Below are 26,905 nucleotides of genomic sequence, written 5' to 3' on the forward strand. Positions count from 1 at the left end.
AAAATCATGACCGCAACCAACCTGCGCCTTGCCATCGTCACCAGCACCTTCAGCCCCGAGATCACCGGCGGCCTGCGTAAAGGGGCCGAGGATTATCTGGCCGAGGCAGGCGCGCCGAACGCCGCCCATTTCAGCGCGCCCGGCGCGTTTGAAATCCCGCTGATCGCGCAAAAACTGGCGCAATCGGGCCGCTATGACGGGGTCATCTGCCTGGGCTGCGTGATCAAGGGCGACACCGCGCATTTCGAATATATCAGCGGCGCGGCAAGTCTGGGGCTGATGAATGCGTCGCTTGCGACCGGCATACCGCTAACCTTCGGGATCATCACGACCTATAGCGAGGAACAGGCCATCGCCCGCAGCCGCGATGATGCGCATAACAAGGGGCGCGAGGCCGCTGCCGCCTGTATCGCTGCGCTGGCGACTTTGGCGCAGGTCTGATGGATTTGGCTGGGGCGTTTGATCGCCCCAGCCGCTGCCTGTTTAGGCGGCAATCGTCGCGATGAGGCCGCGGGCCTGTTCAATCGCGGTGTCGCGGGCCTCGGGGCCCATCGCTACGCCTTCGGCGCGAATGACGCTGACATCGGTGATGCCGAAAAAGCCAAAGACCGAACGCAGATAGGCCTCTTGATGGTCCAGCGCCGCGCCAGCGGTGCCTTCGCTATAAAAACCACCGCGCGACGAGGCGACGATGATCTTTTTCGCGCCGGCCAGCCCCTCAGAGCCGTTTTCGGTATAGCGGAAGGTCACGCCCGCGACGGCAAGGCGGTCGATCCAGGCTTTCAGCTGGCTGGGAATGGTAAAGTTATACATCGGCGCGCCAATGATCGCGAGATCGGCGGCCATAAACTCTTGCAGCGCGGCTTGGCCAGCGGCCAGGTCATCTGCCGCAGCAGTGCCGCCCAGATGTGCGCCGGTCAGGTGATCCAACGGTGCGGCGGCGAGGTCGCGATGCACAACGCTTGCATCAGGGTTTTGTGCGATTTGCGCCGCAAGGATTTCGGCGGTCAGCAGGCGGCTGACCGAGGCATCGCCGGTAATTCCGGCGTCAATGTGAAGAATGTTCATTTCAGGATCCGTTTAAGCGATCCCGTGAATTACCCTACTGAGTGGTAGATGTAACTGGGACATATTGCCGTCCCGCCTTTCTCTATGCCAGCGCGCAGGCAAGGCGATCCAAATCCGCCGCATCATTGAAAATCTGCGCTGATAGCCGCAGACGGCCCAGATCGTACCAGATGCGAATGCGCTGCGTTTCAAGATGCGCGCCAAGCGCTGCGATATCGCCGCCGCCGATGACGCAGATGTTCTGCGAGGCGCGCCCCCCATCGCGCGGCACGATCGGATAGCCTGCGCCGGTGACCAGCGCGCCAATCTGATCCGCCACCGCCAGCAGATAATCCCCGCGCGCGGCCATATCGCCCAAACCCTCCTGCCAGCCAAGGCTGCCGTGCAGGATCGCCACATCCAGATGGGGCACATTGCCATATTCCCAGCGCTTGGGGCCAGTCTCGCCCATCGCATGCCAGCCCGCGCCCTTTGGCATCAGCGCGCGACCGTTGGGCGTGCCGGTGCAAAGCACGCCCATGAAACTCGCCATGACGAATTTATAGCAGCTCGACACGGTAATATCCGCCGCTGTCCCATCGACAGATTGCGCGCATAGCGCGTGGGTTGCGTCGTTCAGCACGATAATCCCGCGCGGCGACAGGGCGGCGTGGATGCGCGCGATATCCATGGCTTGACCGGTGCGGGGGTTGATCTGGCTGACATAGACCAGCCGCGTGCGGGCGTCGCAGGCGGCGATCAGGTCGGCCTCGTCGCAAATCCAACCTGCCGCCTCGACCTGTCGCAGGCTGACGCCAAGGGGCGCAAGCTGCTGCAGCGCGGCGCGCCCACTGGCGTAATCCAGCGCCGGCATGACCGCATTATCGCCCGCGCGCCAGTCAATCGCCTGAATGACGCGCGAAATCGCATCCGAGGCGCTGCCGAGGAAGGCGATATCATCCGCGCTGACGCCCAAGATCCGCGCAGTCCGCTGCCGCGTCTCATTCACCAGCGCCTGATGCGCGTTGTAACCGGCCTGACCGGCCCCCTTGCGTCGCGCAAAATCGTTGATGGCCGTCATAGCGGCGGCGGGCAGGGGCGTCTGACCGCCCGCCGCAAAATGGGCGACATCATCCTCGAGCGCGGGGAAATGGGATTTTGCGATGGGAAACATCTGGCGCCTCTGGCTGGGATGGCTCCAACCTAACGGCCGTCGAGCCGCCCGCAATGAAAAATCCCCCGCAGGCGCGAACCTGCGGAGGATCTGATTTTTCACCGTCTTTTTTGTCGTCGCTTACTGCTGCGGCAGAGCAAAGACATAGATCGCGCTGCCGATGGCGGTCGAGTCGATCCGCTCGGTCAGGGCGCGGTTGTGGTTGCTGCCATAGCTGGTGCCGCCGCCGCCGATGGCGACATATTGCACGCCGTCGATCTCATAGGAAATCGCTTGACCCGAGGCGACAGTCGCCAGACGGGTCTGCCACAGCGTCTCGCCGGTCTCTTGGCTGAGGGCGCGGAAGTAACGGTCGGTGCCGCCGTTGAACAGCACGCCGCCGCCGGTGGACAGGACAGGCGCGTAGTTCGAGGCGTAGCGTTCAGCCGACCACAGCGTGCGGCCGGTGCTGATGTCGATGGCGTCGATACGGCCCATGTTTTCCGAACCGGGCGACAGTTTATAGTCGAGGCTGACGTTATACACATCGAGCGAGCTGAACTCTTGGTCGACAGCCGTCATACCGCTACAGGCGTTGTTCAGCGGGATGAAATAGATGCCAGTATCGGGGTTCAGCGCAGCCGACGGCCAGTCGCGGCCACCCAGGAAGGTCGGGCAGATTTCATAGGCCACTTCCAGCTCGGTCACGACCAGATCTTCGTTCACATGCACCAGACCATCGGGATCGACGCTTTCGATCAGGTTCTGATAGCTGGTGTCGCGCGCCCACAGGAATTCGCCGGTTTCGGCGTCGAACTGCCACATGGTGCCGTTCTTGCACGGAACGCCGGTCACAACGCGACGCTCGCCCGTGGCGGCATCGGGGTTGATGGCGTGCAGGCCTTCCATCTCAGCCGAGGGCTGGACGTCGACGTTGACGACCATCATCTCGAACGTACACTCTTGGTCCCAGTTGTCGCGGGGCAGAGTTTGGTGACGCCAGACGATCTCGCCGGTCTCGGGGCGGACAGCAAAGCGGGTGTTGGTGCCATACATCGAGCCGCCAACGGTGCCGCGCTGAATCTCGGCCGCAGGGCCAACTGCTGAGGTGCCGTAGTGGACAAGGCCGCCAACGGGGTCATAGGTGATCTGGCCCCAAACGCCGGTCATCCAGCGGGCCTCGTAATCATTGCCCCAGGTCTCATCACCCTCTTCGCCGGCGCGCGGGATAAAGGTGTTGCGCCACAGCTCTTCACCGGTGGCCGAGTCGTGGCCCGAAACGAAACAGCCGAACGGCGAATACTGACAGGTCGAGCCCGCAACGATGACGCCATTGGCGACAATCGGGCCGGACGAGTTCGAGACCATATCCGTGCCTTGACCGCGATCGACGTCGAATACGACTTGGCCGGTCGAGGTGTCCAGCGCGACCAAGTGGTTGTCCCACGAGACGAAATAGACGTTGGTGCCATAGAGGGCCATGCCGCGGGTCGGCTCACCAAAGCTGTTCAGCGTGGCGATGTTCGGCAGTTGGCGGCGGTGTTCCCAGATCAGATCGCCGGTCGCGGCGTCGATGGCCTGGATCACGTCACCGGGGTTTGCCAGATACATGACGCCGTCATGGACAAGTGGGGTCACTTGGATCTTGCCCGCTTCCATACCGCGCGCCCAGACCAGTTGCAGTTGGCCGACGTTGTCTGCGGTAATCTGCGTCAGGGGCGAGTGGCGGTAGTTCTCTTGGTTCTGACCGTAGTTGATCCATTCACCAGCGGGCGGGTTCGCCAGCATTTCATCGGTGATGGCGGTTTGGGCAAGGGCGGGAATGGTGCCAAGCACAAGCAGGGCGGCGCTGCTTTGCAGCAGGGTCGTCAGTTTCATCTCTGTCCTCCAACGCATAAACGCATCCCTCTCCTCCGAGAAGATACGCATGAGACAAAAGCACGCTGGGGCAAATTGTCGCGATTCGCAAGTTTTAAGTGCCTAAAATGATTGCATGACTTGCATGGCGATTGATCCTGATCCCGCATAGGCCCTAGCCGCCAGATGATATTGTCATCCTGCGTCCAGATGCCTTTAATCCTAACGGCAAACGGCACAGAGAGGGGAGTTGCACCATGATCACCCGTGAACTTGGCCAAGGGCTGCGCGTATCGGCGCTGTCGCTGGGCGCGATGGGCTATGGCAAGGCGCGCGCGTTGCCCGACCGCGCGCAGATGATTGATCTGATCCGCGCCGCGCATGAACGCGGCATGAATTTCTTTGACACAGCCGAGGTTTATGGCCCGTGGACCAATGAGGAAATGGTGGGCGAGGCGATTGCCCCGATCCGCGATCAGGTCATTTTAGCGACGAAATTCGGCTGGGATATCGACCAGGCCACAGGCGTGCATCGCGGCGGTGTCAATAGCCGCCCCAGCCAGATTCGCAGCGCGCTTGAGGGCAGTTTGCGGCGGCTGCGCACCGATTACATCGACCTCTATTATCAGCACCGCGTCGATCCTGATGTCCCGATCGAGGATGTCGCGGGCACCGTCAAAGACATGATCGCCGAGGGTAAGGTGCGCTATTTTGGCATGTCCGAGGCGGGCGCAGCCTCGATCCGGCGCGCGCATGCCGTGCAGCCGGTGACGGCGCTGCAAAGCAAATATTCGCTGTGGACGCGCGAGCCAGAGGCCGAGATTATCCCCCTGCTGCAAGAGCTTGGCATCGGTTTCGTGCCCTTTAGCCCGCTGGGTCGCGGCTTCCTGACCGGCAAGATCACGGCTGAAACCACCTTTGATGCGGGCGATCTGCGCGCCGACATCCCGCGTTTTGCGGATAAGGCGCGGGCGGCAAATCAGGCGCTGGTGGATCTGATCACCCGTATCGGGATGCGCCATGGTGCGACACCCGCGCAGGTGGCGCTGGCGTGGCTGCTGGCGCAAAAGCCGTGGATCGTGCCGCTGTTTGGCACCCGCAGCCTGTCGCGGTTCGAGGAGAATATCGGCGCGCTGGATGTGACCCTGACGCCCGCCGATCTGGCCGAGATCGAGGCCGCGAATATCACCATTCAAGGCGCGCGCTATCCCGAGGCGACATTGAAATTCTCGGGCCGCTGATGGTGCTAGACCCCCTAATGGGGGTCTAAATCCTCGGCGCGTTCATAAGGGGCGCGGATTTCACGCTGCCATTCGCGCCAGATCGTCATCAGCAGCGCCATCAGTACCGGGCCGACGAACAGGCCGACGATGCCCATGGTCTTGATCCCGCCGATCAGGCCAAAGAAGGTCAGCAGGAAGGGCAGGCGCACCGGCCCGCCGACCAGCCAGGGGCGAATGGTTTTGTCGACGATGAACAGCTCGACCGTGCCCCAGACGAACAGGCCGACCCCCGCGATGGGCGAGCCCGAGGCCACGAGGTAGAGCGAGATCGTGGTAAACGCCAGCGGCGCGCCGCCCGGGATCAGCGCCAGAAAGCCGGTGATCAGACCAAAGGTCGCAGGCGCAGGCACGCCTGCAACCCAATAGGCCAGACCCAGAATGATACCCTCGCCAATCGCGATCAACGTCATGCCGGTGACGGTCGAGCTGACGGTCATCGGCGCGACCGATGACAGGCGATCCCAGCGCTCGGGCAGCAGGCGGCGCCCAACGCGGCCGATTTGCGCCACGATTTTGTCGCCGTCATGGTAAAAGACGAACAGCGCGACCAGCACAAAGACAAGGTTCAGAAACAGGTGGAATGAATAGTAACCGGCGGACAATACGCCGCGGTAAATATTCATGATGTTCGAGCCGGTGACCAGTTGGATCAGCGCGCTGACCCCGCCCGGACGGCCCAGAAATTCGGCCCAGCGTTCATCAATCTGCGCGCCAAAGAAGGGCAGTTCCTGCATCCATTCGGGGGTGGGGGCGCCTGTGGTGTTCACCTCCATCAGCCACATGCTCCAGCCGCGTACCTCGTGGATCGCATACAGCACACCCATCAAGATCGGCAGGACGATACAGACGACCAGCGCCAGCACCATGACAATTGCCGCCCAGGTCGTCCCCATATGCGGCACAAGGCGCTGGCGGATCGGCCAGCTTGCAAAGGCGATCACCATCGCGGCCAGAACCGGAACGATAAAGCCGTAAAAGAAATAAACCGAGGCCGCCAGCAGCACCAGCAGCAGCCAGCGCACGGCAGCCTGATCGGTGATTACGGGCTTGCGCGCGGCGCGTTCGGCACGCTTGCGCTCGGCCGTGATGGCGCGGCTTTCGTCGGTCTCAATCAGATTGTCGGTGTGCGAAGAGTGGTCGGTCATCTATGCGCGGGTGCTCCACGGGCTAATATTCAATGTCATGGCCAGTTTGTCGCGCCAATTCTGCTATAGGCATGGCTGCACTTTGCGGGGGTCATGATCAAGGAAAAACGTGGCACGGCGGTGACATTGCGGGCAATCGTGATAAGAACTTCGCGTCGCAAGGACGGGGCGCGCGGCAATCGCGCACCCCGGAAGGGTCAGGAAAAGACAAGGCTGCGGTGGATGTTCGCGCCCGCCCATGCCCCATCGGCGACCGCCAGCGACAGCGAATGCGGCACGCGCGCGCCGTCACCGCAGGCAAACAGGCCGGGGATGTTGGTTGCTTTGCCCTGATCAGTGCGGATCTGGATGCCAAAGGGTGTCTCTTCCGTTGCCGCGCCCGCCAGCAGCGCGGGGCCGCCGTTCACATTGGCCTTTGGGGCGGTGAATAGCCCGGCAAAGGACAGCACACGCCCATCGGTCAGCACCACATCGGCCGCGCCGGTAATCTCGCGGATGGGCGTCTCCTCGATAGTGACGCCGCGTGCGGCCAGATCGGCGCGTTGGGCGGCGTCCAGCGTGGTCGCGCCGTTTAGCAAGAAGGTGGTCGGCCCCCACTCGGGCAGCAACTGCGCCTGATGGATCGAATTGGCGCCGGTCGCGATAACGCCGATCTGGCCCAGGTTCAGCTCGTATCCATGGCAATAGGGGCAGTGGAAAATGTGCTGGCCCCAGCGCTGGGCCATGCCCGGCACCTCGGGCAGGCTGTCGGATACGCCCGTTGCCAGCAACACGCGCCGCGCCTGATGCGCTGCGCCCCCTTCGACATGCAGGGTGAAATCGTCAATGCTGCCGGTCAGTTCAACAGCCGTGCGATCCAGCCATGTGACGGTCGGATATTTCATCACCTGCGCGCGCGAATTGGCCCAGATGGCGGCCGGATCGACCCCGTCTTGCCCCAGAAACCCATGCGAATGGCTGGCAAAGCGGTTGCGACGCTGGCCCGCGTCGACAATCAAAACCGAGCGGCGGGCGCGCAAAAGCTGCAGGGCGGCTGCCATTGCGGCGTAGCTGCCCCCGACAATGATCACATCTTGCATGACTTACTCCTTACTGGCCCGCCAATCTGCGTGACGACGGGCGAAATCGGCGGCAAGCGCCGCCAAGGTCACGGTCGCGAAATGCGATAGCAGCAGGGCCTCGGCCTCGGTGAAGGCGCGATCAAGGGCCGCGTTCACCGATTGCTCGACCAGACAGGCAGGGTTCTCGTGCCGGTTGCCGATGGCAAAGACGGCAGGTTCGCCCAGCGCATCATGCAGATCGCGCAATGTCACGCGATTGAGGTCGGCCGAGATGCGCCACCCGCCCGCATGACCGCGCTCGGCCGAGACCAGCCCCGCCTCGCGCAACAGGCCCATCGTGCGGCGCACGACGACGGGATTGGTGCCAAGGCACTGGCCGATGGCGTCAGATGTCATGGGGCCGTCATGCTCTGCCATATGCAGCAGCGCGTGGAGGACCGAGGAAAGGCGGCTATCACGTTTCATGTAACTTTATATGTTACGATTCGCATCACATGTCAAGATTTCGGCGCGGCGGTCGAGGCGCGCACCGTAAGCGAAGTGTCGAAAACGCGGCGCATCGGGCGATGATCGGCATCCGTAATCGCCGCAATCGCCAGATCGAGCGTGGTTTTGGCGATCTGTTGCAAGGGCCTGCCGATCGAGGTGACCGGCGGTGCCAGCAGCGAGGAAATGCTGTCGTCATATCCGATGACCGAGAAATCCCCCGGCACCGATTTTCCAGCGGCGTTCAGCACCTGCAATATCCCGGCCGCCAGCATGTCGGACGAGGCGAGGATCGCGGTCGGCGGCTGGTCCATGTCCAGGATACGCTGCATCATGGCGCGGCCCTCTTTCGAAGGGTCAAGGCCCGAGAGGGTGAAATAGCGGCCCAACACCTCGAGGCTGGGGTCGCTATCTGCCCCCAGATCGCGCACGGCGCTGCGGAAGGCGGCGAGGCGCTCTTCCTCCATCGTGGTGCCGTGGACGCGAGGGCGGGCGTAGGCTGCGGGATCGCCGCCCATAAAGGCGATCCGTTGATGCCCCAGCGCCGTCAGGTGCGCGATGGCTGCGCGGATGCCGGGGGCGGGGTCGCACATGACGGCGTCGGTGCCAGCGATGGCTTCTTGTTCGACCTGAACGACGGGGATGTTCGCAGCGGTCAGCGGGGCGATATCCTCGGGACGCAGGGCATAGGAAAAGATGACGGCATCGACGCGGTTCAGGATCAACTGCTGCACCGCATCGGCGACAGGCTCGTTGGCCGAGCCGTATTGAAAGGTCAGGGCGGTATAGCCCTCGGCCATGGCGGCAAGGCGGATCGCTTGGCTGAGATTCACGAAATACGGGTTCAGCCGCCCATCGACGATGATCAACCCGATTTTCCACGTTCGGCTGGTGCGCAGCCCGCGCGCCACCACATTGGGGCGATAGCCGGTTGCCTCGATCGCGGCTTGCACCTTTTGGCGGCGGGCAAGGGCGACTTTCTCGGGCTCATATAAGACACGCGCCACGGTGGCGGGCGACACGCCGGCCAGTCTTGCTACATCACCCATCGTTGGAAGGCGGTTGTCCTTCATCGAAACCCTCAGATTTTTATTGATGATGACGTTACCATATGCAAATGATCACGTCATCATTTAGCGAATCGACCGAAAACTGGGATGCAAACCCAGACGGCAAGACAGGGAACATATGAAGATGGCACGCCGCCTGCCGCAAGCCTTATTCAACATATTGGTTCTGCTTGCCTATCTGTTTATGTTGGCCCCGGTTGTGGCTGTGGTCGTGATCAGCTTTTTCGATGATCAGATCATTCAGTTCCCGCCCAGCGGTTTGACGCTGCGCTGGTTTGGCAATGCCTGGGCACGCAGCGAATTTACCGCCGGGCTGATCGAAAGCCTGAAACTGGCGCTGACAGCGACCGCGATTGGGGTGCCTGCGGGCGCGGCGGCGGCCTATGCGATCCATCGCGGCCGGTTCCATGGGCGCAAGGCGCTGTCGACCCTGCTGCTGGGGCCGCTTGCGGTGCCGTCCATCATCATGGGCACGGCGCTTTATATCTTTTATATCAACGCCGAATTCGTGCTGGATCGCAATATCGTCGGCACCTCGACAGGCCTGATCGCGGCGCATATCTTGCTGACGATCCCTTGGACGGTGCGCCTTGTGCTGGCCAGTATGGAGGGCCTTGACCCCAGTATCGAGGAGGCCGCCCGCAATCTTGGTGCGCCGCCTTTGGTCGTGTTCTGGCGCGTCACACTGCCGATGCTGAAATCCGGCATTATCGCGGGGGGGATGTTCTCGTTCATTCAAAGCTTTGAGAACCTCGAGCTGTCATTGCTGTTGATCGGTCCGGGCAAGATCACCCTGCCGGTTGCGATGCTGAACTACCTTGAATTCAAAATCGACCCGACGCTGGCCGCTGTTGGCACGCTGCAGATCATCTTGATCGCCGTGCTGATGCTGGTGACGGATCGTTATGTCAAAATCGCCCGCGCTTTCTGAAGTCGCGCCAGCACCGGAGTTGCGCCATGGCCGCCCTGAATATTGAGAAACTTGTCAAACAATATGGCGATGTGCAGGTCGTGCGCGGCCTGGATCTGAAGGTCGACGAGGGCGAGATGGTTGCCCTGCTTGGCCCATCAGGCTGCGGCAAGTCGACGACATTGCGGATGGTCGCAGGTTTTGTCGAACCAACCGCCGGGCAGATCACATTGGGCACGCGTGATATCACGCATCTGCCCGCCCATGCCCGCGATACGGCGATGGTGTTTCAATCCTATGCGCTGTTCCCGCATATGAGCGTTGCCGCGAATGTCGGCTTTGGCCTCGAGATGCGCAAGATGCCCAAAGCCCAGCGGGACGCGCGGATCAAGACCGCGCTGGAAATGGTGCGCCTTGGTCATCTTGCCGACCGCCTGCCTAAACAGCTTTCGGGCGGTCAGCAGCAGCGTGTGGCACTGGCGCGCGCGCTGGCGGTGAACCCCTCGATCCTGCTGCTGGACGAGCCGCTGTCGAATTTGGACGCGAAACTGCGCGCCGAGGTGCAGCACGAAATCCGCGCTTTGCAACAGCGTCTTGGCCTGACCACGCTGATCGTCACCCACGATCAAGAAGAGGCGCTGATCATGTCGGACAAGATGGTCGTGATGGAAGGCGGTGTGATCCGTCAAAAGGGCACCCCGACTGAACTCTACGACCAGCCCGCCGATACATTCGTCGCGGGCTTTATCGGGCGGTGCAATCTGATCACCGGCCAGCGCAGAAGTGCGGGCGAATTTTACGCGCAAAGTGGCGCCGTCTTTGCCTGCGATCCGACATCGACCGGCGACACATTGGCGCTGCGGCCTGAACATATCACCCTTGGCGCCCCCATTGATGGCGCGCCGCAGGGCAAGGTTACCCGCGTCACCTACCTTGGCGCGCAAACGGAATACGGCATCGATTACGCAGGCACGTCGCTGGTGGTCATTACGCCCAGCGGCGGGCAGGGCGCACAAATGGGGCAACAGGTCGGTCTGATCTGGAATGCCACCCGCGCCAAATTGCTGCCGCATGTGCATTGATCACAAACAACAGGGAAAACGGATCATGTCGAATTCAACCTTTACCCGCCGCGAGCTGATCGCCCTTGGCGGTATGGCGGCCGCGCTGGGCATTACCGGCCTGCCCAAAGGCGCATCGGCACAGGAAAAGGGCCGCATTGTCGCCTCGATCCTTGGCGGTGATTATGCCGAATTGCTACGCCGCATCGTGGACGAGCGCGTGATGATCCCCGCAGGCTATGAAGTGCTGCAGGATATCTCGACCACCGAGGCACGCCAGACCAAACTGCGCACCGAGCGTACCCGCCGCGAGTCCAGCTTTGACGTTGGCCTGCTGGCGGACCTCGATATGTATCCGATGGCGCAGATTGGCGTGCTAGAGGATCTGGACGAAAGCAAGGTCCCCAATATCGCCAATGTCATCCCGGCCCTGCGCAAGCCATATGCCGTGCCGCAGCTGTTCTCGTATATCGCGATCGTTTACAATCCGGCGAAAATCACCACGCCGCCGACCTCGTATAACGACCTGTGGAACCCCGAATATAAGGGCAAGGTCGGTATTTCGGACGTGCTTTATGTTGCGACCTCGGCCGCAGCCTCGCTGGCCGCCGGCGGTTCGATGTCCGATTACACCCCCGGCCGCGAAAAGCTGCTGGCGCTGAAGAATGAACAGCAAGTCAAGATCCTGCCGACGAACGAATCCATCGCCGCGGCTTTCCAATCGGAAGAGATCTGGATCACGCTGAACTATGTCGCGCGCGGCTTTGGCTGGCGCAAGGCAGGCCTGAACCTGGACTGGGCCATCCCGCAAGAGGGCGCGATCCCGGTGACTTTCGAATTCGCAGTTCCCAAAAATGCCCCGAACAAAGAGGGCGCCTATGCCTATCTGAACGCCGCGCTCGAGCCGGATTCGCAGCTCGGGTTCCTCGACAGCATCGGCTATCTGCCCTCGGTCACCAATGCGGTGCTGCCGCCCGAGATCGCCGCGCAGGTGCAACTGACGCCCGAGCAACAGGCGAATATGAAACCTATCGACAACGCTTATTTCACCGCGAACCAGGCCGATATTTTCGACTTCTGGACGCGTGAGTTCAAAGGCTAATCATGCCCTTACTGGTTCTTCCCGCGACGGTTCTGGTGCTGCTGCTGCTGGTCACGCCAATGGCGGGCCTGTTTCGCATCTCGCTGAACCAATATAGTCCGACCGAGCTGATGGTCGCGGCCCTCAGCGGAGAGAACTATCTGAACGCGATTGCCGATCCGTTTTATCAAAAGATCCTTTTGATTACGGTCGGCGTCGCATTGGGTTGCACGCTTTTGTGCCTCGCCCTGTCCATCGCGCCGGCCTATTGGCTGGCGCGTATGGAAAGCCGGTGGAAATCGGCCTTTATGATCCTGACGCTGTTCCCACTGCTGGTCGGAAATGTGGTGCGCGCCGCCGGTTGGATGGCGCTGCTGAACACCGATGGGTTCGTGAACGCGTTCTTTGGGCTGTTCGGTCTGGGACCCTTCCAACTGCTTTACACGCCGCTGGCGGTGGTGCTGGGCACGGCGGCTGTGGTCCTGCCCTATATGATCCTGACACTGGCCTCGGTCATTGAATCCGTGCCGCGCCAGACCGAAGAGGCCGCTGCGAACCTTGGCGCGCGGCCGCTGACCGTTGTGCGCCGTGTGCTGCTGCCGCAGGCCGCGCCCGGTGTGTTGGCGGGGTCGGTGCTGGTGTTCATCATGGCAATGAATGCCTATGCGACCCCTGTTCTGCTGGGTGGTCCCAGTTTTCGTATGTTAGCGCCCAGCGTTTACGACCAGTTCGTGCGCGTTGGTAACTGGCCCTTTGGTGCGGCACTGGCCTTTGTGCTGCTGGCCAGCACGCTGATCCTTTCCCTGCTTGTCAGCCTCGGCCTTGCCCGTTCGCTGCGTGGAAAAATAAAGTAATATCAATGACCCGTGACGTGACTGAGACGCTTCTGGACCAGATGACGCTGGAGGAGCAGGTGAGCCTGCTGGCTGGCGAGACCTATTGGCGTACGCCCGAGATTGCCCGCATTGGTCTTCCCGCGATCAAGGTGACCGATGGCACCAACGGCGCGCGCGGCGAGGCGTTCAGCAACGGCGCCCGCACCGCCGCCTATCCGGCCGAGGTTGCGCTGGCCGCGACATGGAACGTGGATCTGGTGCATGAGATCGGTGTCGATCTGGCCGCAGAGGTGCGCGCGAAAAAGGCGCATATCATCCTTGCGCCCGCCGTGAACATGCATCGCAACCCGCTGAACGGCCGTAACTTCGAGAATTTCTCAGAAGATCCCCATCTGGCCGCGCGCATGGCTGTGGCGTTCATCAAAGGGGTGCAGTCGCAGGGCGTCGGCGCGACGATCAAGCATTTTGTGGGAAATGAATGCGAACATGAACGGCGCAGCATCAATTCCGCCATTGATGAAAAGACCCTGCGCGAAGTCTATTTGCCGCCGTTCGAAGCGGCCGTGCGCGAGGCCCGTGTCACCTGCGTCATGACCTCGTATAACTGGTTGAACGGCGTTCACACGTCCGAAAACCAATGGCTGATCGGCGATGTGCTGCGCGGCGAATGGGGCTTTGACGGCATCGTCATGTCCGACTGGCTGGGCACCCATTCGACCGAGGCCGCGATCGAGGCGGGTCTTGATCTGGAAATGCCGGGGCCCGGCAAGCATCGCGGCGAAAAGCTGGTCGCGGCTGTGCGGGAGGGGCGCGTGGATGCGCAAAAGGTGCGCGCTTCGGCGGGGCGGATCATCGACATGGGGCAGCGGCTTGGCACCGATATAGCCGACGATCTGTCCGACGAGACCGCGATTGATCGCCCCGCCACCCGCGCGCTGCTGCGTAAGGCGGCGGCGGAATCGACTGTGCTGCTGACCAACAGGGGCGGGCTGCTGCCTTTGGCCGCGCCGCAGCGAATTGCGGTGATTGGCCCGAATGCGGCGGTCGCGGTCATTCACGGCGGCGGATCGGCCCAGATCAATGCGCATTACGCGGTGACGCCGCTCGACGGTCTGCGCGCGGCTTTGCCCGATGCACAGGTGGATTACGCGCTGGGTGCCGCTGCCGAGCGTTTCGTGCCCGCGATCACGGGGGCCGTCACCATCGCGCTGTTCAACGGTGAAAGCCGCGACGGCGCACCCGCGCTGGTACAGCAAGCACCCGATACCGCCTTTGCATGGTTCGGCGCCGTCGCGCCCGAGGTTGACCACAGCGCGTTTGCCGCGCGGATCACCTGCACCCTTACCGCGACCCAGAGCGGCCCCCATGAAATCGGACTGATGAGCGCGGGGCTGTCAAAGCTTTATATCGACGATGTCGAAGTGCTGGATGCATGGGAGACGTGGCAAAAGGGCGAGAGCTATTTCGGCCATGGCAGTGACGAGCGGCGCGGCGTGATTGATCTGGTCGCGGGCCAAACCTATGCGATCCGCTGCGAATATTTCTGTGGCGACGGTATCGCGACCTCGTTGAAAGCGGTGCGGTTCGGACTGCGCGCGGTGTCGCAAAAGGGCGATCTGGACGCGGCTTGTCGCATCGCGGCGGCGGCGGATGCGGTTGTGATCGTCACCGGCCTTAGTCCCGAATGGGAAACCGAATCTGAAGACCGTCGCAGCCTGTCGCTGCCGCCGGGCCAAGACGCGATGATTGCCGCGATTGCGGCGGTCAACCCGCGCACGGTTGTGGTGCTGCAAGCCGGCGCGCCGCTGGCGATGCCCTGGGCGCATAATGTGGGTGCGGTATTGCAGCAATGGTATCCGGGTCAGGAATGCGGCAATGCTTTGGCGGATGTTCTGTTGGGGATACAGGAGCCATCGGGCCGCCTGCCGCAGGTCTTTCCCGCCAGCGACGATCAGATCACGGCTGTTACCGAACGCCCCGCGCGTGGCGGCACGGTGACCTATGCCGAGGGCGTGGCGATCGGTCAGCGCCGCTTTGATGCCCTTGGGCTAAAGCCGTTGTTCCCCTTTGGGCACGGGCTTGGGTTCGGGCAGGTTGAATATCTGGATGCGCAGGCGCTGGATGGTTTGTGCGTGCAGGTACGCCTTGCCAACCACGCCGAACGCGCCACGCAAGAGGTTGTGCAGATCTATCACAACCTGCCAAACGGCCAGCGCAAACTGCTGGCTTTTGCGAAGGTGGTCGTACCTGCGGGCGCCGAGGTCAGTGCCACATTGAAAATAATGCCCGAGGGCTTTCGGGTTTGGGACGGCGGTTGGACCTATCCCTATCGTACGGCTGATCTGGCAATTGGGCGCTCGGGTGCGGATATCCGGCTGATGCTGGCGATAACTCTGGAATAAATGGCGGCCCCTGATCTTTGGGGCCGTTTCATTATTCCCTCGATTTTGCGGCGCGATGCCGCCTAGTGTCGTGGCATGACGGATATGACCACATCTTTATTACTGCTTGTCGTCGCGGCCTTTGCGGTTGCGGGTTTTGTCAAAGGCGCGACTGGCATGGGCCTGCCGGCGGTGGCGATGGCGCTGCTGGCCAGCCAGATCTCGCCCGTTGTGGCGGCGGGTCTGCTGGTGATCCCATCGCTGGTGACCAATGTCTGGCAATTGCTGACGGGGCCGGATGTGCGGGTGCTGCTGCGACGTCTGTGGCCGATGATGATCGTGATGGCCGTCGTCACCTATGCGACCAGCGGGTTGATCGCGGGGGATAATACGGCGGCGACGACCACGGCGCTGGGTGTCGCGCTGGTCGTCTATGCCGCCTATACTTTATGCGCGCGGCAGATCCATATTCCCCAGTGGGTCGAGCGGTTTCTGTCGCCGGTGATCGGCGCGATGACAGGCGTGGTGACCGGCGCAACGGGTGTGTTCATGATCCCCTCGGTTCCCTATTTGCAGGCGCTGGGCCTGACCAAGGATTGGCTGGTGCAGGCACTGGGGCTGTCATTCACCGTCTCGACCCTTGCGCTGGCGGTGGGGCTGGCGGGGCGCGGCGCGTTGGCGAGCGATCAGTTGCTGTTGTCCTGCGCGCTGATCGTGCCGGTCTTTATCGGTATGGCTGTGGGCACCGTGCTGCGGCGCAGGTTCAGCCCCGCGCTGTTCCGGCAAGCTTTTCTGATCTGCCTGCTGGCGCTGGGCGCGGAAATGGCCCTGCGCCCGCTGTGGTAGCTGCCGCCCGCGCTGGGCGCGGACGGCAGTATCTTTAGTGATCGATGCCGCTGCCGCCGACGACAGCGATGTTATAGGGCGCACCCTCGACCGCGATGGTGCCGGTTTCACGCAGCGTGTCAGTGTCGATGCGGCGCAACAGGCCCGCATTCGGGTCGGTGATGATGACCTCATCCCCGGCCATTGCCAGACGCGGGCGGGCGTCGTTCCAGTGGCCGTCCATCGAATAGGGTTCGGTGACTTTCACGCTGCCGGTCAGCGCGGCTTCCAGCAGGTTCACTTGGTGCAGAGTGCCATCCTCGGTCAGCACATAGCCATTGGCGGGATGGACGGGGTCAAGGGCGAAATCCACGCGGCGGAAGGGCAGTTCGATATAGCGGAAATGCGGCGCATCGACCGGATCGACGACAACCAGGCCGTTTGCGCCATAATTGCCAAGGAAAACCTGAATGCCGGTCGAACCCAGTAACGTGCCGGTGGTGTTGCCTGCAGGCAGATCAGCCTCATACGGCAGCATGTTATAGGTGACGCCATCGGCGCTGGCGGTTGCTGTCAGCACACCTTCGCGGCAGCCAGCGGCCAGATAAGCGCCTGAAAATGCCTCGCCATGGATCGCCGTGCAGGTGGCCAGCTCACCCGCAGGCGTGCCATCGGCGTTGAACGCTTGCAGGCCCAAACGGGGCGCATCCACGACATCCGAGGCAACCGTCGACAGTAGATTGCCCCCCAGCAGCGCAACAAAGCCGTGATGCGCCTGCGATTGGGTAAAGGTGGTCAGCTCGACCTCGCCATGCGACAGGTGATGCGCGTCGATCAGCTCGGCATAGCCGCCCTGGTCATAGTTGATAATGACGCTGCCGCCGTGATCCACCACGTGGAAGGGGCGGGGGCCGGTCAGAACGGTGTCGATGGCGGCCGGATCGCTGACGGCGATATCGGCATGGTCGCCGTGATCCTCAAAACTGATGCCGCTGCTGAAAAAATGCACGGCATTGTCGTCCGATTGCACGGCGGCAACCGTCGCGCCGCCTGCGACGCCGAACAGTTTCACTTGGCCAGTGGTGTCGAACTGCCAGCGGTGGTCCGGATCGGCCAGATCAAGGGCGGTCACGCTGCCACCTGCGTGGTCGCCGACAAAGACACGGTACAGCGTCACATCTTCGTCGTGGTGGTCATGGTCGTGATCATGCTCTTGCGCAAAGGCGGTGGTGGCCATGGCAATGGCGCTCGCGGTGGCGAGGTATTTGAACATGTTGTTCTCCTTGGTTTATTCGGCGGTGAGTGCGGCTGTGATGGCGCTGGTATTGTGGCGCATCATGGCGATGTAGGTGGGGGCAGGGCCGTCCGCGCCGGACAGCGCGTCGGAATAGAGCGTGCCGGACAGCGTCAGGCCGGTCTCCTCGCCGATCCGTTCCAGCAGACGGGTGTCACTGATGTTCTCGCCAAAGATCGCGCCGGCATTGGCGGCGCGGATCTCGCGGATCAGGCCGGCGACATCGGCGGCGGCCGCCTCGCCCTCGGTCGAGACGCCCTGCGGCGACAGGAAGGTGACGCCATAGGCGGCCTCGAAATAGCGAAAGGCGTTATGGGCGACGACGACAGTGCGGCGATCTGCGGGCAGGGCGTCGATGCTGGCGCGGATTTGCGCGTCCAGCGTATCGAGGCGCGCGCTGTAATCGGCTGCATTCGCTTGATATTGCGTGCAATTATCGGCATCGGCCGCGCAAAAGGCCGCGCTGATATTGGCAACATATCCTTTGGCGTTTTCAACCGATTGCCAGACATGGGGGTCATGCGCGCCCGCGTGGAAAATCGCCTCGCCGTTGACATAATGGTAATGGCCGCCGCCCGGCTCCTCCATCGTCGGCAGGCCGTCTGTTAGGGCGATGATGCTGGCATCGGTGCCGCTTGCCGCGATCAGGCGCGACAGGAACCCTTCGAATTCCAGCCCGTTTGTCAGCACGACATCCGCGCGCGCGATTGCCATCGCATCGGCGGGGCGGGGCTCGTAGACATGGGCATCAGCGTCGGGGGCGACCAGCGTTTTCAGATCGACAAGATCGCCGCCAACTTCGCCTGCCATATCGCCGATAATCGAAAAGGTCGCGACGACTTGCAGCGGCGCAGCCTGTGTGCTGGTCACCGAAAGAAATGTTATAACAGTGCAAATCGCAGTGCTGTGCAGCCAGCGCGGCATGGGAATCCCTCGTCTTGATATATGTTATGTTATTACATTTTATATTTAAGCCCGCAAGAGCCATACGCCGTGCGGTGGCATCGGGATCAAGTTAACCGTTGACGAGGACGCGCGCTGCACAACCGGCGATCCACCCCTACGCCGCGCCATGGGGTCCTTGTGCAAGGGTCCTGCCGGTGCATTCGCGCGGCAGGACGCCGGTCTTATGGTGCGGATCGTGATGGTGATCAGCGTCTAGGCAAAGCCGAGGAAACCGTCCTGTTGCGACAGCGGCGGCGCGGCTTTCAGCATTTCGATATCGGCTTTGGGCCGGCCAAAGGTGGCGTCGCCCGCGAACAAAGCCTCGATCTCGGCGGCGACGGCCAGCACGCCCAGATCATCACCGCGGCGCCCGACGATCTGGAACCCGAACGGCAGCCCCAGCGCATCGCGCCCCAGCGGCAGGCTGATCGAGGGGTGCCCCGCGATGGTCGAGGCATAGGCCTGCGACAGCCAGTGATAATAGCTTTGGGTTTTCACGCCGTCGATGTCCTGCGGATACAGATCGCGCCAGTCAAAGGGCGAGACGGTCACCGCGGGCGAGATGACGTAATCATAGTCTTCAAAGAATAGCTGCCAATTGCGGTAATAGGCCCCCTGCATCGACAGGGCCTGCGCCACATCCTGCGCGGAATAGCTCAGGCCCTCGTTCCAGTTATCGGTGACATTGGGGCCCATCTGATCGGCATGATTGGCCATATTCGTGGCGTGACCGCTGAGCATCATCACCGCGCGCAGTACCGCAAAGATGCGATCGGCGTTGGTGCAATCGGGGGTGGCGGCGTCCAATTGCCCGAACTGCGGCGCCAGCGCTTCGCAGCGGGCGCGAAACGCCTCGCGCACGACATTCTGGGTCAGGGAAAAGCCGTAATCCTCGGTCATTGCGACCTTCAGGCGGCCCAGGTCGACGCGCGGCAGGCGGGTGAAATCGGCGGGATTCCACGGCGTCTTGCCATCCGTGACAAATGTATAGGGGTCAGAGCGGTCGGGCGTGGCCATCACCGACAGCATCAGGCCAACGTCCGCGACCGTGCGCCCCATTGGTCCCGATGTCGGCAGCGGAATCAGTGCCGGCCCCCGCGTCGTGCCCGGTACCACGCCCGGCGAGGGACGAAAGCCGACGACACCGCAAAAGGCGGCCGGATTGCGCAGGCTGCCGCCCGTATCCGATCCGGTACACAGCGGCGCCATACCAACCGCCAGCGCCACCGCCGATCCACCCGAGGAACCGGCGCAGGTTTTGGTCAGGTCAAACGGGTTCGCGGTCACGCCGTAAACCGCATTGCGCGTATTGCCGCCCGCGCTGAATTCGGGGTTGTTGGTCTTGCCCAGCACACCGCCGCCCGCCGCCCGCATCTGCGCCACGATCGCACTGTCCTTCGTCGCCACATTGTCGCGATAGATGGTCGAGCCAAAGGTCGTGGGCAGGCCCGCCACATCGATCATATCCTTGACGCCAAAGGGCAGGCCATGCACCGCGCCAAGCGGCGCGCCGCTGGTCAGCGCGGCCTCAGCGGCGCGGGCTTCGTCCAGCAGGCGGTCGAAATCCCATGCAACCAGCGCGTTTACGGCATGGTTCACGGCATTGGTGCGGGTGATGCAGGCCTCGGCCAGCTCAACCGGCGAAAGCTGGCGGCGCGAGATCATGGCGCGCGCCTGGGTTGCGGTCAGGTCTGCGGGGTCGGTCACAGTATCGGTGACGGGATGTGCCATTGTCATGTCCATTCTAAAGTCCAAGGCGCGCGGGCGAGAGGGCGGGAAACGCCGCAACGCCCGTGGTCATCTGATCGGCCAGCACCGCACTGGTCGTCGGGCCCAGGGTAAAGCCCTGATGGCCATGGCCGAAATGCAGCCACAAGCCGTTGTGGCGGCTGGCTTTTCCGGCCAGAGGCAGCATGTCGGGCATACAGGGGCGGTTGCCATACCACGGCATGTTTTCCACTGCGCTGCCCAGATTCATATAGGTGCGGGCCGCTGCTTCGGCGCGGTCAAGCTGCACGGGGGTCGGGGGCGCGTTTTCGCGCGCGATCTCGGCCCCGGTCAGGACGCGGTTGCCCTGTTCCATCGGCACCACGACCGAGCGGCTTTCGGCATGCGAGAACATCATGTTCAGCGGCGTGCCGCCCTGAAAATGACGGTGATAGCCGCGCTTGCGCAGGATCTGCACGCGATAGCCCAAGGGCGCGACAAGGCGCGCAGACCACGGGCCTGCGGCGATGACGATCTCGGGCGCCTCATGCCGGGCGCCATCGACCTGCACCGACCAGCCATGCGCGGTGGGGGTGATGGATTTAACCTCGGACATTTCGAACTGGCCGCCGCGCGCCTCGAACAAGGCGGCATAGGCCGCGACCAGCGCGCCGGGGTTGCGGCAGGCCCAAGTGTCCGTCCATTGCAGCGCGCCGACGAAGGGGCGGGTCAGCGCCGGCTCCTCGGCCGCCAGCGTATCGCCGTCCAGCAGGCGCAGTCCGCGACCGTATTCGGCGGCAAAGCTTTGCGCCTCGCGCGTGCTGCGGTCAAAAGCGGCCTCGGTCGAAAAGCCGATGCGAAAGCCGCCTTTGCGGATCAGATGATCCGCGCCCGCCGCCGCGATGAGGGGCGCGTGATCATCGCCCGCGCGCCATGTCAGCTGCGACCAGGTCTTGCCGATCTCGCGCAGACGCGCGGGGGACGAGGCCAACCAATAACGCAGCAGTGCGCTGGCATGTTCGGGCATGGCATTCAGGTGCCAGTTGATGTCATTGCCCTGCTTGCGCGCGATCCGCCACAGTTCGGACAAAGCGCGCGGCATTTCCATCGGCAGCGCGGCCTCGATCTGGATCAGGCCGGCGTTTCCATAGCTGGTTTCACGACCGGCGGGCCGCCGGTCCAGCAACAGGACGTTGCGGCCCCGTTGCTGCAGGGCCAGCGCGGTCGACGTGCCGACCATGCCCGCCCCCAGAACAATGACATCTGACTGAGCCATGACGGGCCTATGCTGCTTTCTTTTGTGCGATGACAGTGATTTCCACGAGGGCGCTGGCGACGACCAGCGTGCAGACAATCGTCGTGCGGGTCGGCTTTTCACCGGGGAAGAACGGCGCATAGGCGGCGTTAAAAGCCGCGAAATCGGCGGGGTCGGTCAGATAGCAGGCGGCGCTGACGACATCATCGGGGGTCAGTCCAACAGTCGCGAGCGTGACCGCGATCCGCTCCAGCGTCAGGGTCGTCTGGGCGGTGATCCCCTCGACCGGCTGGTCGTCTTTGACAAAGCCAAGCTCGCCCGACAGGTAATAGGTATCGCCGATCTGGCGGATTTTGGACAGGGGAATGGACATGATATTTCCTTTGCTCACTTGCGTTTAGGCGGTCGCTGCAGAGAGGTCGGGCAGCTCCCAGTTCTGGCCGGGCATCGCGGCCAGCAGGGTCTTGGTATAATCGCTTTGGGGGTTGCCAAAGACCTCGGCGACGGTGCCGCGTTCCACCGCCTCACCTTTGCACATGACGACGATGGAATCCGAGATTTGCGCCGCGACGCGCAAATCATGGGTGATGAACAGCATCGTCAGCCCCATGCGGTCGCGAATATCGGCCAAGAGTTGCAGCACTTCCTTTTGTACCGACACATCAAGGGCCGAGACCGCCTCGTCCGCGATCAGGATTTTCGGCTCGACCATCAGGGCGCGGGCGATACAGATGCGTTGACGCTGGCCGCCGGAAAACTGCGTCGGATAGCGGTTCAGCGCATCGGGCTGCATCCGCACGATGCGCAAAAGTTCCAGCGCTTTCTCAATCGCTTTGGCCTTTGGCACGCCGAAATTTATCGGTCCCTCGATCAGTTGATCGCCAATGGTGCGGCGGGGATTCAGCGATCCATAGGGGTCCTGAAAGACGATCTGGATATCTTTGCGGGCGGCGCGCATCTCGCTGGGCAGTTTGTGCATCAGGTTCACGCCGTCGATCAGCACAGCACCATCATCGGGCTCCGTCAGGCGGATCAGGCAGCGCACCAGCGTCGATTTGCCCGAGCCGCTCTCGCCCACAATCGCCAAAGTCTCGCCGCGCCGCACGTCAAAACTGGTCGGCTTCACCGCCTGCACGGTGCGGGCGGGGGTGAACATGGTGCGCGGGATGTGAAAGGTCTTTTCCAGCCCCACGACCTGCAGGGCCAGATCGCTGTCTGGCAGCGGGCGGGCGTCGCTTGCCGTGCGGCGGGGCACCGCGTCGATCAATTGGCGCGTATAGGGATGGGTGGGGTGGTTCAGCACCGCATCCACCGTGCCCTGTTCAACCACGCGGCCGCGTTGCATCACCACGACGCGATCCGCGACCTCGGCCACCACGTCAAAGTCATGTGTGATGAACATGATCCCCGCACCGCGCCGCGCCTTTAGATCGCGGAACATCGCCAGGATCTGCGCCTGCGTGGTCACATCCAGCGCGGTGGTCGGCTCGTCCGCGATCAGCAGGCTGGGATCAAGCGCAAGCGCGATGGCAATGACGATCCGCTGCCGTTGGCCGCCCGACAATTGATGCGGAAAGCTGTGATAGATGCGCTGCGGATCGGGCAGGCGCACCTCGTCCAGCAGGGCCATGGTTTTTGCGCGGCGCTGCTGTTTCGACAGGCTGGTATGGGCGGCAAAGACCTCTTCGATCTGATCACCGACCGTATAGCAGGGGTTCAGCGCGGACATCGGCTCTTGAAAGATCATCGCCATGCGGTTGCCGCGCAGTTTGGCGTGCTCGGCCTCGGACAGGGACAGCATATCGCGGCCCTCAAACAGGATCTGGCCGGCCTTTGGCTTTAGCATTTTGGGCAGCAGGCCCATCGTCGCGAAGGAGGTGATCGACTTGCCCGAGCCGGATTCGCCGATGATGCAGACGATCTCATTGGGGCGGATGTCAAAGCTGAGATCCTCGACCGCATGGGGGCGGTCGGCCCCCGGCGGCAGGGCAAGGGTCAGGCCGGTGATGGATAGAACGGTGTCGGTCATCAGTTGCGCCCCTCGGGAGTGGTGACATCGCGCAGGCCGTCGCCAAAGATATTGATGGCAAAGACCAGAATGAACAAAGCGATACCGGGGATCGTGATCATCCAGCTTTCGAACAGCAGCATTTCCTTGCCCTCGGAAATCATCAGACCCCAGGATGGCGTCGGCGGCTGCACGCCAAGACCCAGAAACGACAGACCCGCCTCCATCATGATCGCAGCCGCCATTTCCAACGAGGCGATGACGATCAACTGGTTCGCGACATTGGGCAGGATATCTTTCCACAAAATCCGCGGCATCGGCGCGCCAAGCAGGTCAGCGGCGGCGACATATTCCATCTGTCGCACCTGCATCGTGGCGGATCGGATCACCACCGCAAAGCGATCCCACAGCAGCAGGCCCATGACCGTCGTCACCACGATCAGCGATCCGCCAATCAGCGAGACGCAGGCGAGGGCGACCAAAATGGCGGGCAGGGCAAGGCGCACGTTGATCAGGAACTGCACGACCTGATCGACGCGGCCCCCGAAATATCCGGCCAGCAGACCCAGCGTCGTGCCGATGATCATCGACATCACCGCCGCGATCAGCCCGACACCCAGCGACACGCGCGCACCATAGAGCAGCCGCGACAGCATATCGCGCCCCAGCGCATCGGTGCCCAGCGGGTTCGCCCATGTGCCGCCCAAAAACACCGGCGGCTTCATCCGGCCCAGCAGGTTCTGCTTGAACGGATCATGCGGCGACAGCAGCGGCGCAAACAGCGCCATCAGCACGATGATCAGCAGCACCGCGCCCGAGATCATCAGCCCCCGGTGTTTCAGCGCGCGGCGCAGCATGACTTTGCGGGGCGAATAATCGTCCAAAGGTGCAGCGAAATTGGCGGTCTGTGACATGTCAGCCTCCTCTGAGGCGCGGGTCGAGCCATGCGTTCAGCACGTCCGCAAGAAAGGTAAAGACGATGTAGAACATCGAAAACATCAAGATCAGCGCCTGCATCACCGGCAGGTCATTGCGCGAGATCGACTGCCATGCGAGGAACCCGGCGCCGTGCAGCGCAAAGACGGTTTCCACGACGACCGATCCGCCCAGCATGAACCCCATCTGCACCGCCGCAAGGCTGACGACCGGTATCACCGCATTGCGCAGCGCATGTTTGAACAGGATCTTGCGCGGCTTCAGCCCCTTGGCCTTGGCGGTGCGGATATAGTCGGATGACAGCACGTCGATCATGCCCGCGCGCGTCAGGCGCATCAGGGCGGGGGCGGCGAAATAGCCCAGAACGATGGTTGGCAAGACAAAGCTTTGCCATGTGCTAGACCCCGACGCTGGCAGCACGCCCAGGTTGATGGCGAAAATGACGATCAGCAGCAGGCCGAACCAGAAACTGGGGATCGCCTCGCCCACGACGGCAAAGAATACCGCCAGCCGGTCGATCCAGGAATTGGGCCGTACTGCGGCGACAACGCCCAAGGGCAGGGCGATGACCAGCGCCAGAATGATCGCGCTGACGCCCAGCGTAACGGTGGTGCCAAGGCGGTCCATGATAATCTCGGACACCGGCTGGTTGAAATAATGGCTGGTGCCCAGATCGCCGCGAAGTGCGGACCAGACCCAGTCCAGATATTGCACCACCACCGGCCGATCAAAGCCATAGCGTTCACGGATGATGCGGATATCCTCGGCGGTGGAATTCTCGCCCGCCAGTGAAATCGCCGGATCGCCCGCCATATAGACCAGCGAAAAGCTGATCGCCGAGACAGTCAGCGCCACCAGCGCCGCCATCATAAGTTTTGTCGCGATAAGTTTTAGCATGTTGTGCCCGTCAAAAGTGCTGAGGCGGGCGAGGCGAGGCCCCGCCCGCGTGACGGTTTAGTCCCAGGCGATATCGTAAAAACGGATGATCTCGTCCTCGGTCGGGGTGAAGTTCAGCCCGTTCGCCAGCAGGTAATTGGTCGAATAGGTCCATAGCGGCACCCAATAGACCTCGTCGGCGATGATGCTCAGGGCCTCGGTATAGGCGGCGATGCGGGCCTCGTCCGAGATGGAATTATCGCCAGTATTCAGCAGTTCGATCACGCGCGGGTCGCGCGCATCATCCCAATCGCCGCCGTTGAAAAAGCGCGAGGTGCTGGCGGTGATATCGCCGATCGAACCCGAGCCCCAGGTCATGAACGCCATCGGCACCTGATTTTGCGTGATGGCATCGACGGCGGCGGCATATTGCAAGAAGACAGGCTCGACGGTGATGCCGACCTCGGCCAGCATGCCGATCATCGCTTCGGCCAGCGGGCGGTCGCGATAGGCATAGAATTTGGTTGTGAAACCATTGGGATAGCCAGCCTCGGCCAGCAATGCGCGGGCTTGGTCGGGGTCATAGGCATGGGTCGTGACATCGGTATAGCAGCCAAACTGGATCGGATGGCAGGCCGAATTGATGATCTGCGCGGCGGGCGACATCAGTGCATCGCGGATCGCCGTGCGGTCGATGGCGTGATAGACGGCCTGCCGCACGCGCGGATCGCGGAACGGCCCCTCGGCCATATTACGGCCCACAGCATCCATCGTGATATAGCCGATCCGCATGGTCGAGGCCTGAACCACCTCGAGATCATCGCGGCGGGCCATTTGCGCGGCCTGATCATCGGGCACTTGCCACAGCAGATCGGCGTTGCCGGTCATCATCTCGGCCAGCTGGGTGTTTACATCGGGGATGGTGCGCACATTCACGGTGCCGATCTGGGCGCGCGATTTAGGCCCGTCGAAATAGGCCTCGTTGGCCACCAGCGTAAAGCCTTGGCCGGGCGTGATCGACTGGAACTGATAGGGGCCGGTGCCGATTGGCTGACGGGCAAAACCGGCCGATCCGACCTCGCTATAATAATCCTCGGGATAGATGGTGATGCCCTGCGCGATGTAATCCATCGCGGCGGGGAAGGGCGCGCCGGCGTGGAAACGCACGGTAAAATCGTCGACCACCTCGACACTGTCGATCCAGCGCATGGATGTCAGCGCGCCGGGGGCAACCGCCTCTTTCATCGTGTTGACGGTATAGGCGACGTCGCTGGCGGTGAAGGCCTCGCCGTTATGAAAGGTGACCCCCTCGCGCAGTTTCATTTCCAGCGTCAGATCATCCAGCCATGACCATTCGGTGGCCAGATTGCCGACATATTCATTGGTGATCGGATCGCGGTAAACCAGCGCGTCAAACACGGAAAAGCCGACCAAAGTGGCCTCACGCGCGGTGCTGAAATAGATATCCGGATTATCGAGGTCCTTGGTAAAGACGATATCCAGCGTGTCATCGGTCTTATCCGCCAGCACTGCAGCGGGCAGTGATGCAAGGAAAGCCGCTGTCATCAAGAACCGCTTCAGATGCATTTCTTAACTCCCTGTTTATTTTTTAAGACCGAATCTTTGTCCGGCGCGTCTTAATTACCCTTTCAGCGTGACGCATTTTTCCATACAAAAACCCATAATCG

Annotated in this window: 24 protein-coding genes; 8 read left to right on the plus strand and 16 right to left on the minus strand. The window is 62.3% G+C overall.

All coding sequences use genetic code 11. From position 1 onward, the window contains the following. Nucleotides 1–6 precede the first annotated feature (6 nt). The gene (ribH, locus tag KVU_RS01050) at nucleotides 7–441 is read left to right on the plus strand and encodes a 6,7-dimethyl-8-ribityllumazine synthase (RefSeq protein WP_013383461.1); all 435 of its coding nucleotides are present in this window, start codon (nucleotides 7–9) and stop codon (nucleotides 439–441) included. Nucleotides 442–483: 42 nt separating this feature from the next. On the opposite strand, the gene KVU_RS01055 is transcribed toward ribH, so the two are convergent. The 3 genes from KVU_RS01055 to KVU_RS01065 all read right to left on the minus strand — a co-directional run bounded on the left by KVU_RS01055 (nucleotide 484) and on the right by KVU_RS01065 (nucleotide 4,078). Continuing rightward, nucleotides 484–1,068, minus strand: a complete 585-nt coding sequence (locus KVU_RS01055) for an FMN-dependent NADH-azoreductase (protein ID WP_013383462.1) — start codon at nucleotides 1,066–1,068, stop codon at nucleotides 484–486. Nucleotides 1,069–1,150: 82 nt separating this feature from the next. Continuing rightward, nucleotides 1,151–2,221 (minus strand): aminotransferase class V-fold PLP-dependent enzyme, encoded by a 1,071-nt coding sequence (locus tag KVU_RS01060; protein ID WP_013383463.1) that lies wholly within the window; start codon nucleotides 2,219–2,221, stop codon nucleotides 1,151–1,153. 120 nt (nucleotides 2,222–2,341) lie between these two features. Next, entirely contained in the window at nucleotides 2,342–4,078 is a 1,737-nt protein-coding gene (locus KVU_RS01065) for a pyrroloquinoline quinone-dependent dehydrogenase (protein ID WP_014537467.1), read from the minus strand. 236 nt (nucleotides 4,079–4,314) lie between these two features. Between KVU_RS01065 and KVU_RS01070 the strand changes: the two genes are divergently transcribed. Beyond that, nucleotides 4,315–5,298 (plus strand): aldo/keto reductase, encoded by a 984-nt coding sequence (locus tag KVU_RS01070; RefSeq protein ID WP_014537468.1) that lies wholly within the window; start codon nucleotides 4,315–4,317, stop codon nucleotides 5,296–5,298. Between the two features lie 14 nt (nucleotides 5,299–5,312). Here the strand turns inward: KVU_RS01070 and KVU_RS01075 are convergent, their stop codons facing one another. From KVU_RS01075 to KVU_RS01090, 4 genes are all read right to left on the minus strand, one after another. Next, nucleotides 5,313–6,485, minus strand: a complete 1,173-nt coding sequence (locus KVU_RS01075) for an AI-2E family transporter (RefSeq protein ID WP_013383466.1) — start codon at nucleotides 6,483–6,485, stop codon at nucleotides 5,313–5,315. A 197-nt stretch (nucleotides 6,486–6,682) separates the two neighbouring features. Beyond that, nucleotides 6,683–7,564: an NAD(P)/FAD-dependent oxidoreductase gene (locus KVU_RS01080; protein ID WP_013383468.1), complete on the minus strand. Its 882-nt coding sequence runs from the start codon at nucleotides 7,562–7,564 to the stop codon at nucleotides 6,683–6,685. A gap of 3 nt (nucleotides 7,565–7,567) precedes the next feature. Then, a complete protein-coding gene (locus tag KVU_RS01085; RefSeq protein WP_013383469.1) occupies nucleotides 7,568–8,011 on the minus strand; it encodes an Rrf2 family transcriptional regulator in 444 nt (147 codons plus the stop codon). A gap of 32 nt (nucleotides 8,012–8,043) precedes the next feature. Beyond that, on the minus strand, nucleotides 8,044–9,105 hold the full coding sequence (locus KVU_RS01090; protein WP_013383470.1) for a LacI family DNA-binding transcriptional regulator: 1,062 nt from the start codon (nucleotides 9,103–9,105) through the stop codon (nucleotides 8,044–8,046). A gap of 121 nt (nucleotides 9,106–9,226) precedes the next feature. On the opposite strand from KVU_RS01090, the gene KVU_RS01095 reads away from it, so the two are divergent. The 6 genes from KVU_RS01095 (at nucleotide 9,227) to KVU_RS01120 (ending at nucleotide 16,217) form a co-directional block, all read left to right on the plus strand. Further along, the gene (locus tag KVU_RS01095) at nucleotides 9,227–10,033 is read left to right on the plus strand and encodes an ABC transporter permease (protein WP_236953129.1); all 807 of its coding nucleotides are present in this window, start codon (nucleotides 9,227–9,229) and stop codon (nucleotides 10,031–10,033) included. 26 nt (nucleotides 10,034–10,059) lie between these two features. Continuing rightward, a complete protein-coding gene (locus KVU_RS01100; RefSeq protein WP_013383472.1) occupies nucleotides 10,060–11,094 on the plus strand; it encodes an ABC transporter ATP-binding protein in 1,035 nt (344 codons plus the stop codon). Between the two features lie 25 nt (nucleotides 11,095–11,119). Further along, a complete protein-coding gene (locus KVU_RS01105) occupies nucleotides 11,120–12,175 on the plus strand; it encodes an ABC transporter substrate-binding protein (RefSeq protein ID WP_013383473.1) in 1,056 nt (351 codons plus the stop codon). Between the two features lie 2 nt (nucleotides 12,176–12,177). After that, nucleotides 12,178–13,008: an ABC transporter permease gene (locus KVU_RS01110; RefSeq protein WP_013383474.1), complete on the plus strand. Its 831-nt coding sequence runs from the start codon at nucleotides 12,178–12,180 to the stop codon at nucleotides 13,006–13,008. A 17-nt stretch (nucleotides 13,009–13,025) separates the two neighbouring features. Continuing rightward, complete coding sequence (locus KVU_RS01115) at nucleotides 13,026–15,392, plus strand: glycoside hydrolase family 3 C-terminal domain-containing protein (protein ID WP_065739339.1); 2,367 nt, start codon at nucleotides 13,026–13,028, stop codon at nucleotides 15,390–15,392. 75 nt (nucleotides 15,393–15,467) lie between these two features. Next, nucleotides 15,468–16,217, plus strand: a complete 750-nt coding sequence (locus tag KVU_RS01120; RefSeq protein ID WP_014537472.1) for a sulfite exporter TauE/SafE family protein — start codon at nucleotides 15,468–15,470, stop codon at nucleotides 16,215–16,217. A 34-nt stretch (nucleotides 16,218–16,251) separates the two neighbouring features. Here the strand turns inward: KVU_RS01120 and KVU_RS01125 are convergent, their stop codons facing one another. From KVU_RS01125 to KVU_RS01165, 9 genes are all read right to left on the minus strand, one after another. Further along, nucleotides 16,252–17,469, minus strand: a complete 1,218-nt coding sequence (locus KVU_RS01125) for a metallochaperone AztD (protein WP_013383481.1) — start codon at nucleotides 17,467–17,469, stop codon at nucleotides 16,252–16,254. A gap of 15 nt (nucleotides 17,470–17,484) precedes the next feature. Continuing rightward, a complete protein-coding gene (aztC, locus tag KVU_RS01130; RefSeq protein WP_236953130.1) occupies nucleotides 17,485–18,360 on the minus strand; it encodes a zinc ABC transporter substrate-binding protein AztC in 876 nt (291 codons plus the stop codon). Nucleotides 18,361–18,648: 288 nt separating this feature from the next. Beyond that, on the minus strand, nucleotides 18,649–20,166 hold the full coding sequence (locus KVU_RS01135) for an amidase (protein ID WP_014537473.1): 1,518 nt from the start codon (nucleotides 20,164–20,166) through the stop codon (nucleotides 18,649–18,651). A gap of 13 nt (nucleotides 20,167–20,179) precedes the next feature. Further along, nucleotides 20,180–21,418, minus strand: a complete 1,239-nt coding sequence (locus KVU_RS01140) for an NAD(P)/FAD-dependent oxidoreductase (protein ID WP_013383484.1) — start codon at nucleotides 21,416–21,418, stop codon at nucleotides 20,180–20,182. Between the two features lie 7 nt (nucleotides 21,419–21,425). Continuing rightward, nucleotides 21,426–21,770 (minus strand): RidA family protein, encoded by a 345-nt coding sequence (locus tag KVU_RS01145; protein WP_013383485.1) that lies wholly within the window; start codon nucleotides 21,768–21,770, stop codon nucleotides 21,426–21,428. Nucleotides 21,771–21,794: 24 nt separating this feature from the next. Next, on the minus strand, nucleotides 21,795–23,426 hold the full coding sequence (locus KVU_RS01150) for a dipeptide ABC transporter ATP-binding protein (RefSeq protein WP_013383486.1): 1,632 nt from the start codon (nucleotides 23,424–23,426) through the stop codon (nucleotides 21,795–21,797). Beyond that, nucleotides 23,426–24,319, minus strand: coding sequence for an ABC transporter permease (locus tag KVU_RS01155; protein WP_013383487.1), 894 nt, complete (start codon nucleotides 24,317–24,319; stop codon nucleotides 23,426–23,428). Before KVU_RS01155 ends, KVU_RS01150 begins: the two co-directional genes overlap by 1 nt. Nucleotide 24,320: 1 nt before the next feature. Next, nucleotides 24,321–25,238 carry an ABC transporter permease gene (locus KVU_RS01160; RefSeq protein WP_013383488.1) on the minus strand — a complete coding sequence of 306 codons (918 nt, stop codon included), beginning with the start codon at nucleotides 25,236–25,238 and terminating at the stop codon, nucleotides 24,321–24,323. A gap of 57 nt (nucleotides 25,239–25,295) precedes the next feature. Next, nucleotides 25,296–26,783, minus strand: a complete 1,488-nt coding sequence (locus KVU_RS01165; RefSeq protein WP_197504083.1) for an ABC transporter substrate-binding protein — start codon at nucleotides 26,781–26,783, stop codon at nucleotides 25,296–25,298. Nucleotides 26,784–26,905: the final 122 nt, after the last annotated feature.

This window comes from Ketogulonicigenium vulgare WSH-001 (genome assembly GCF_000223375.1).
GTDB classification, from domain to species: domain Bacteria; phylum Pseudomonadota; class Alphaproteobacteria; order Rhodobacterales; family Rhodobacteraceae; genus Ketogulonicigenium; species Ketogulonicigenium vulgare.

Excerpts from the sequence above, each read along its gene's own strand:
- ribH (WP_013383461.1), top strand. The coding sequence starts at position 7 with ATGACCGCAACCAACCTGCGCCTTGCCATCGTCACCAGCACCTTCAGC.
- KVU_RS01055 (WP_013383462.1), bottom strand. The coding sequence starts at position 1,068 with ATGAACATTCTTCACATTGACGCCGGAATTACCGGCGATGCCTCGGTC.
- KVU_RS01060 (WP_013383463.1), bottom strand. The coding sequence starts at position 2,221 with ATGTTTCCCATCGCAAAATCCCATTTCCCCGCGCTCGAGGATGATGTC.
- KVU_RS01065 (WP_014537467.1), bottom strand. The coding sequence starts at position 4,078 with ATGAAACTGACGACCCTGCTGCAAAGCAGCGCCGCCCTGCTTGTGCTT.
- KVU_RS01070 (WP_014537468.1), top strand. The coding sequence starts at position 4,315 with ATGATCACCCGTGAACTTGGCCAAGGGCTGCGCGTATCGGCGCTGTCG.
- KVU_RS01075 (WP_013383466.1), bottom strand. The coding sequence starts at position 6,485 with ATGACCGACCACTCTTCGCACACCGACAATCTGATTGAGACCGACGAA.
- KVU_RS01080 (WP_013383468.1), bottom strand. The coding sequence starts at position 7,564 with ATGCAAGATGTGATCATTGTCGGGGGCAGCTACGCCGCAATGGCAGCC.
- KVU_RS01085 (WP_013383469.1), bottom strand. The coding sequence starts at position 8,011 with ATGAAACGTGATAGCCGCCTTTCCTCGGTCCTCCACGCGCTGCTGCAT.
- KVU_RS01090 (WP_013383470.1), bottom strand. The coding sequence starts at position 9,105 with ATGAAGGACAACCGCCTTCCAACGATGGGTGATGTAGCAAGACTGGCC.
- KVU_RS01095 (WP_236953129.1), top strand. The coding sequence starts at position 9,227 with ATGGCACGCCGCCTGCCGCAAGCCTTATTCAACATATTGGTTCTGCTT.
- KVU_RS01100 (WP_013383472.1), top strand. The coding sequence starts at position 10,060 with ATGGCCGCCCTGAATATTGAGAAACTTGTCAAACAATATGGCGATGTG.
- KVU_RS01105 (WP_013383473.1), top strand. The coding sequence starts at position 11,120 with ATGTCGAATTCAACCTTTACCCGCCGCGAGCTGATCGCCCTTGGCGGT.
- KVU_RS01110 (WP_013383474.1), top strand. The coding sequence starts at position 12,178 with ATGCCCTTACTGGTTCTTCCCGCGACGGTTCTGGTGCTGCTGCTGCTG.
- KVU_RS01120 (WP_014537472.1), top strand. The coding sequence starts at position 15,468 with ATGACGGATATGACCACATCTTTATTACTGCTTGTCGTCGCGGCCTTT.
- KVU_RS01125 (WP_013383481.1), bottom strand. The coding sequence starts at position 17,469 with ATGTTCAAATACCTCGCCACCGCGAGCGCCATTGCCATGGCCACCACC.
- KVU_RS01135 (WP_014537473.1), bottom strand. The coding sequence starts at position 20,166 with ATGGCACATCCCGTCACCGATACTGTGACCGACCCCGCAGACCTGACC.
- KVU_RS01140 (WP_013383484.1), bottom strand. The coding sequence starts at position 21,418 with ATGGCTCAGTCAGATGTCATTGTTCTGGGGGCGGGCATGGTCGGCACG.
- KVU_RS01145 (WP_013383485.1), bottom strand. The coding sequence starts at position 21,770 with ATGTCCATTCCCCTGTCCAAAATCCGCCAGATCGGCGATACCTATTAC.
- KVU_RS01150 (WP_013383486.1), bottom strand. The coding sequence starts at position 23,426 with ATGACCGACACCGTTCTATCCATCACCGGCCTGACCCTTGCCCTGCCG.
- KVU_RS01155 (WP_013383487.1), bottom strand. The coding sequence starts at position 24,319 with ATGTCACAGACCGCCAATTTCGCTGCACCTTTGGACGATTATTCGCCC.
- KVU_RS01160 (WP_013383488.1), bottom strand. The coding sequence starts at position 25,238 with ATGCTAAAACTTATCGCGACAAAACTTATGATGGCGGCGCTGGTGGCG.
- KVU_RS01165 (WP_197504083.1), bottom strand. The coding sequence starts at position 26,783 with ATGACAGCGGCTTTCCTTGCATCACTGCCCGCTGCAGTGCTGGCGGAT.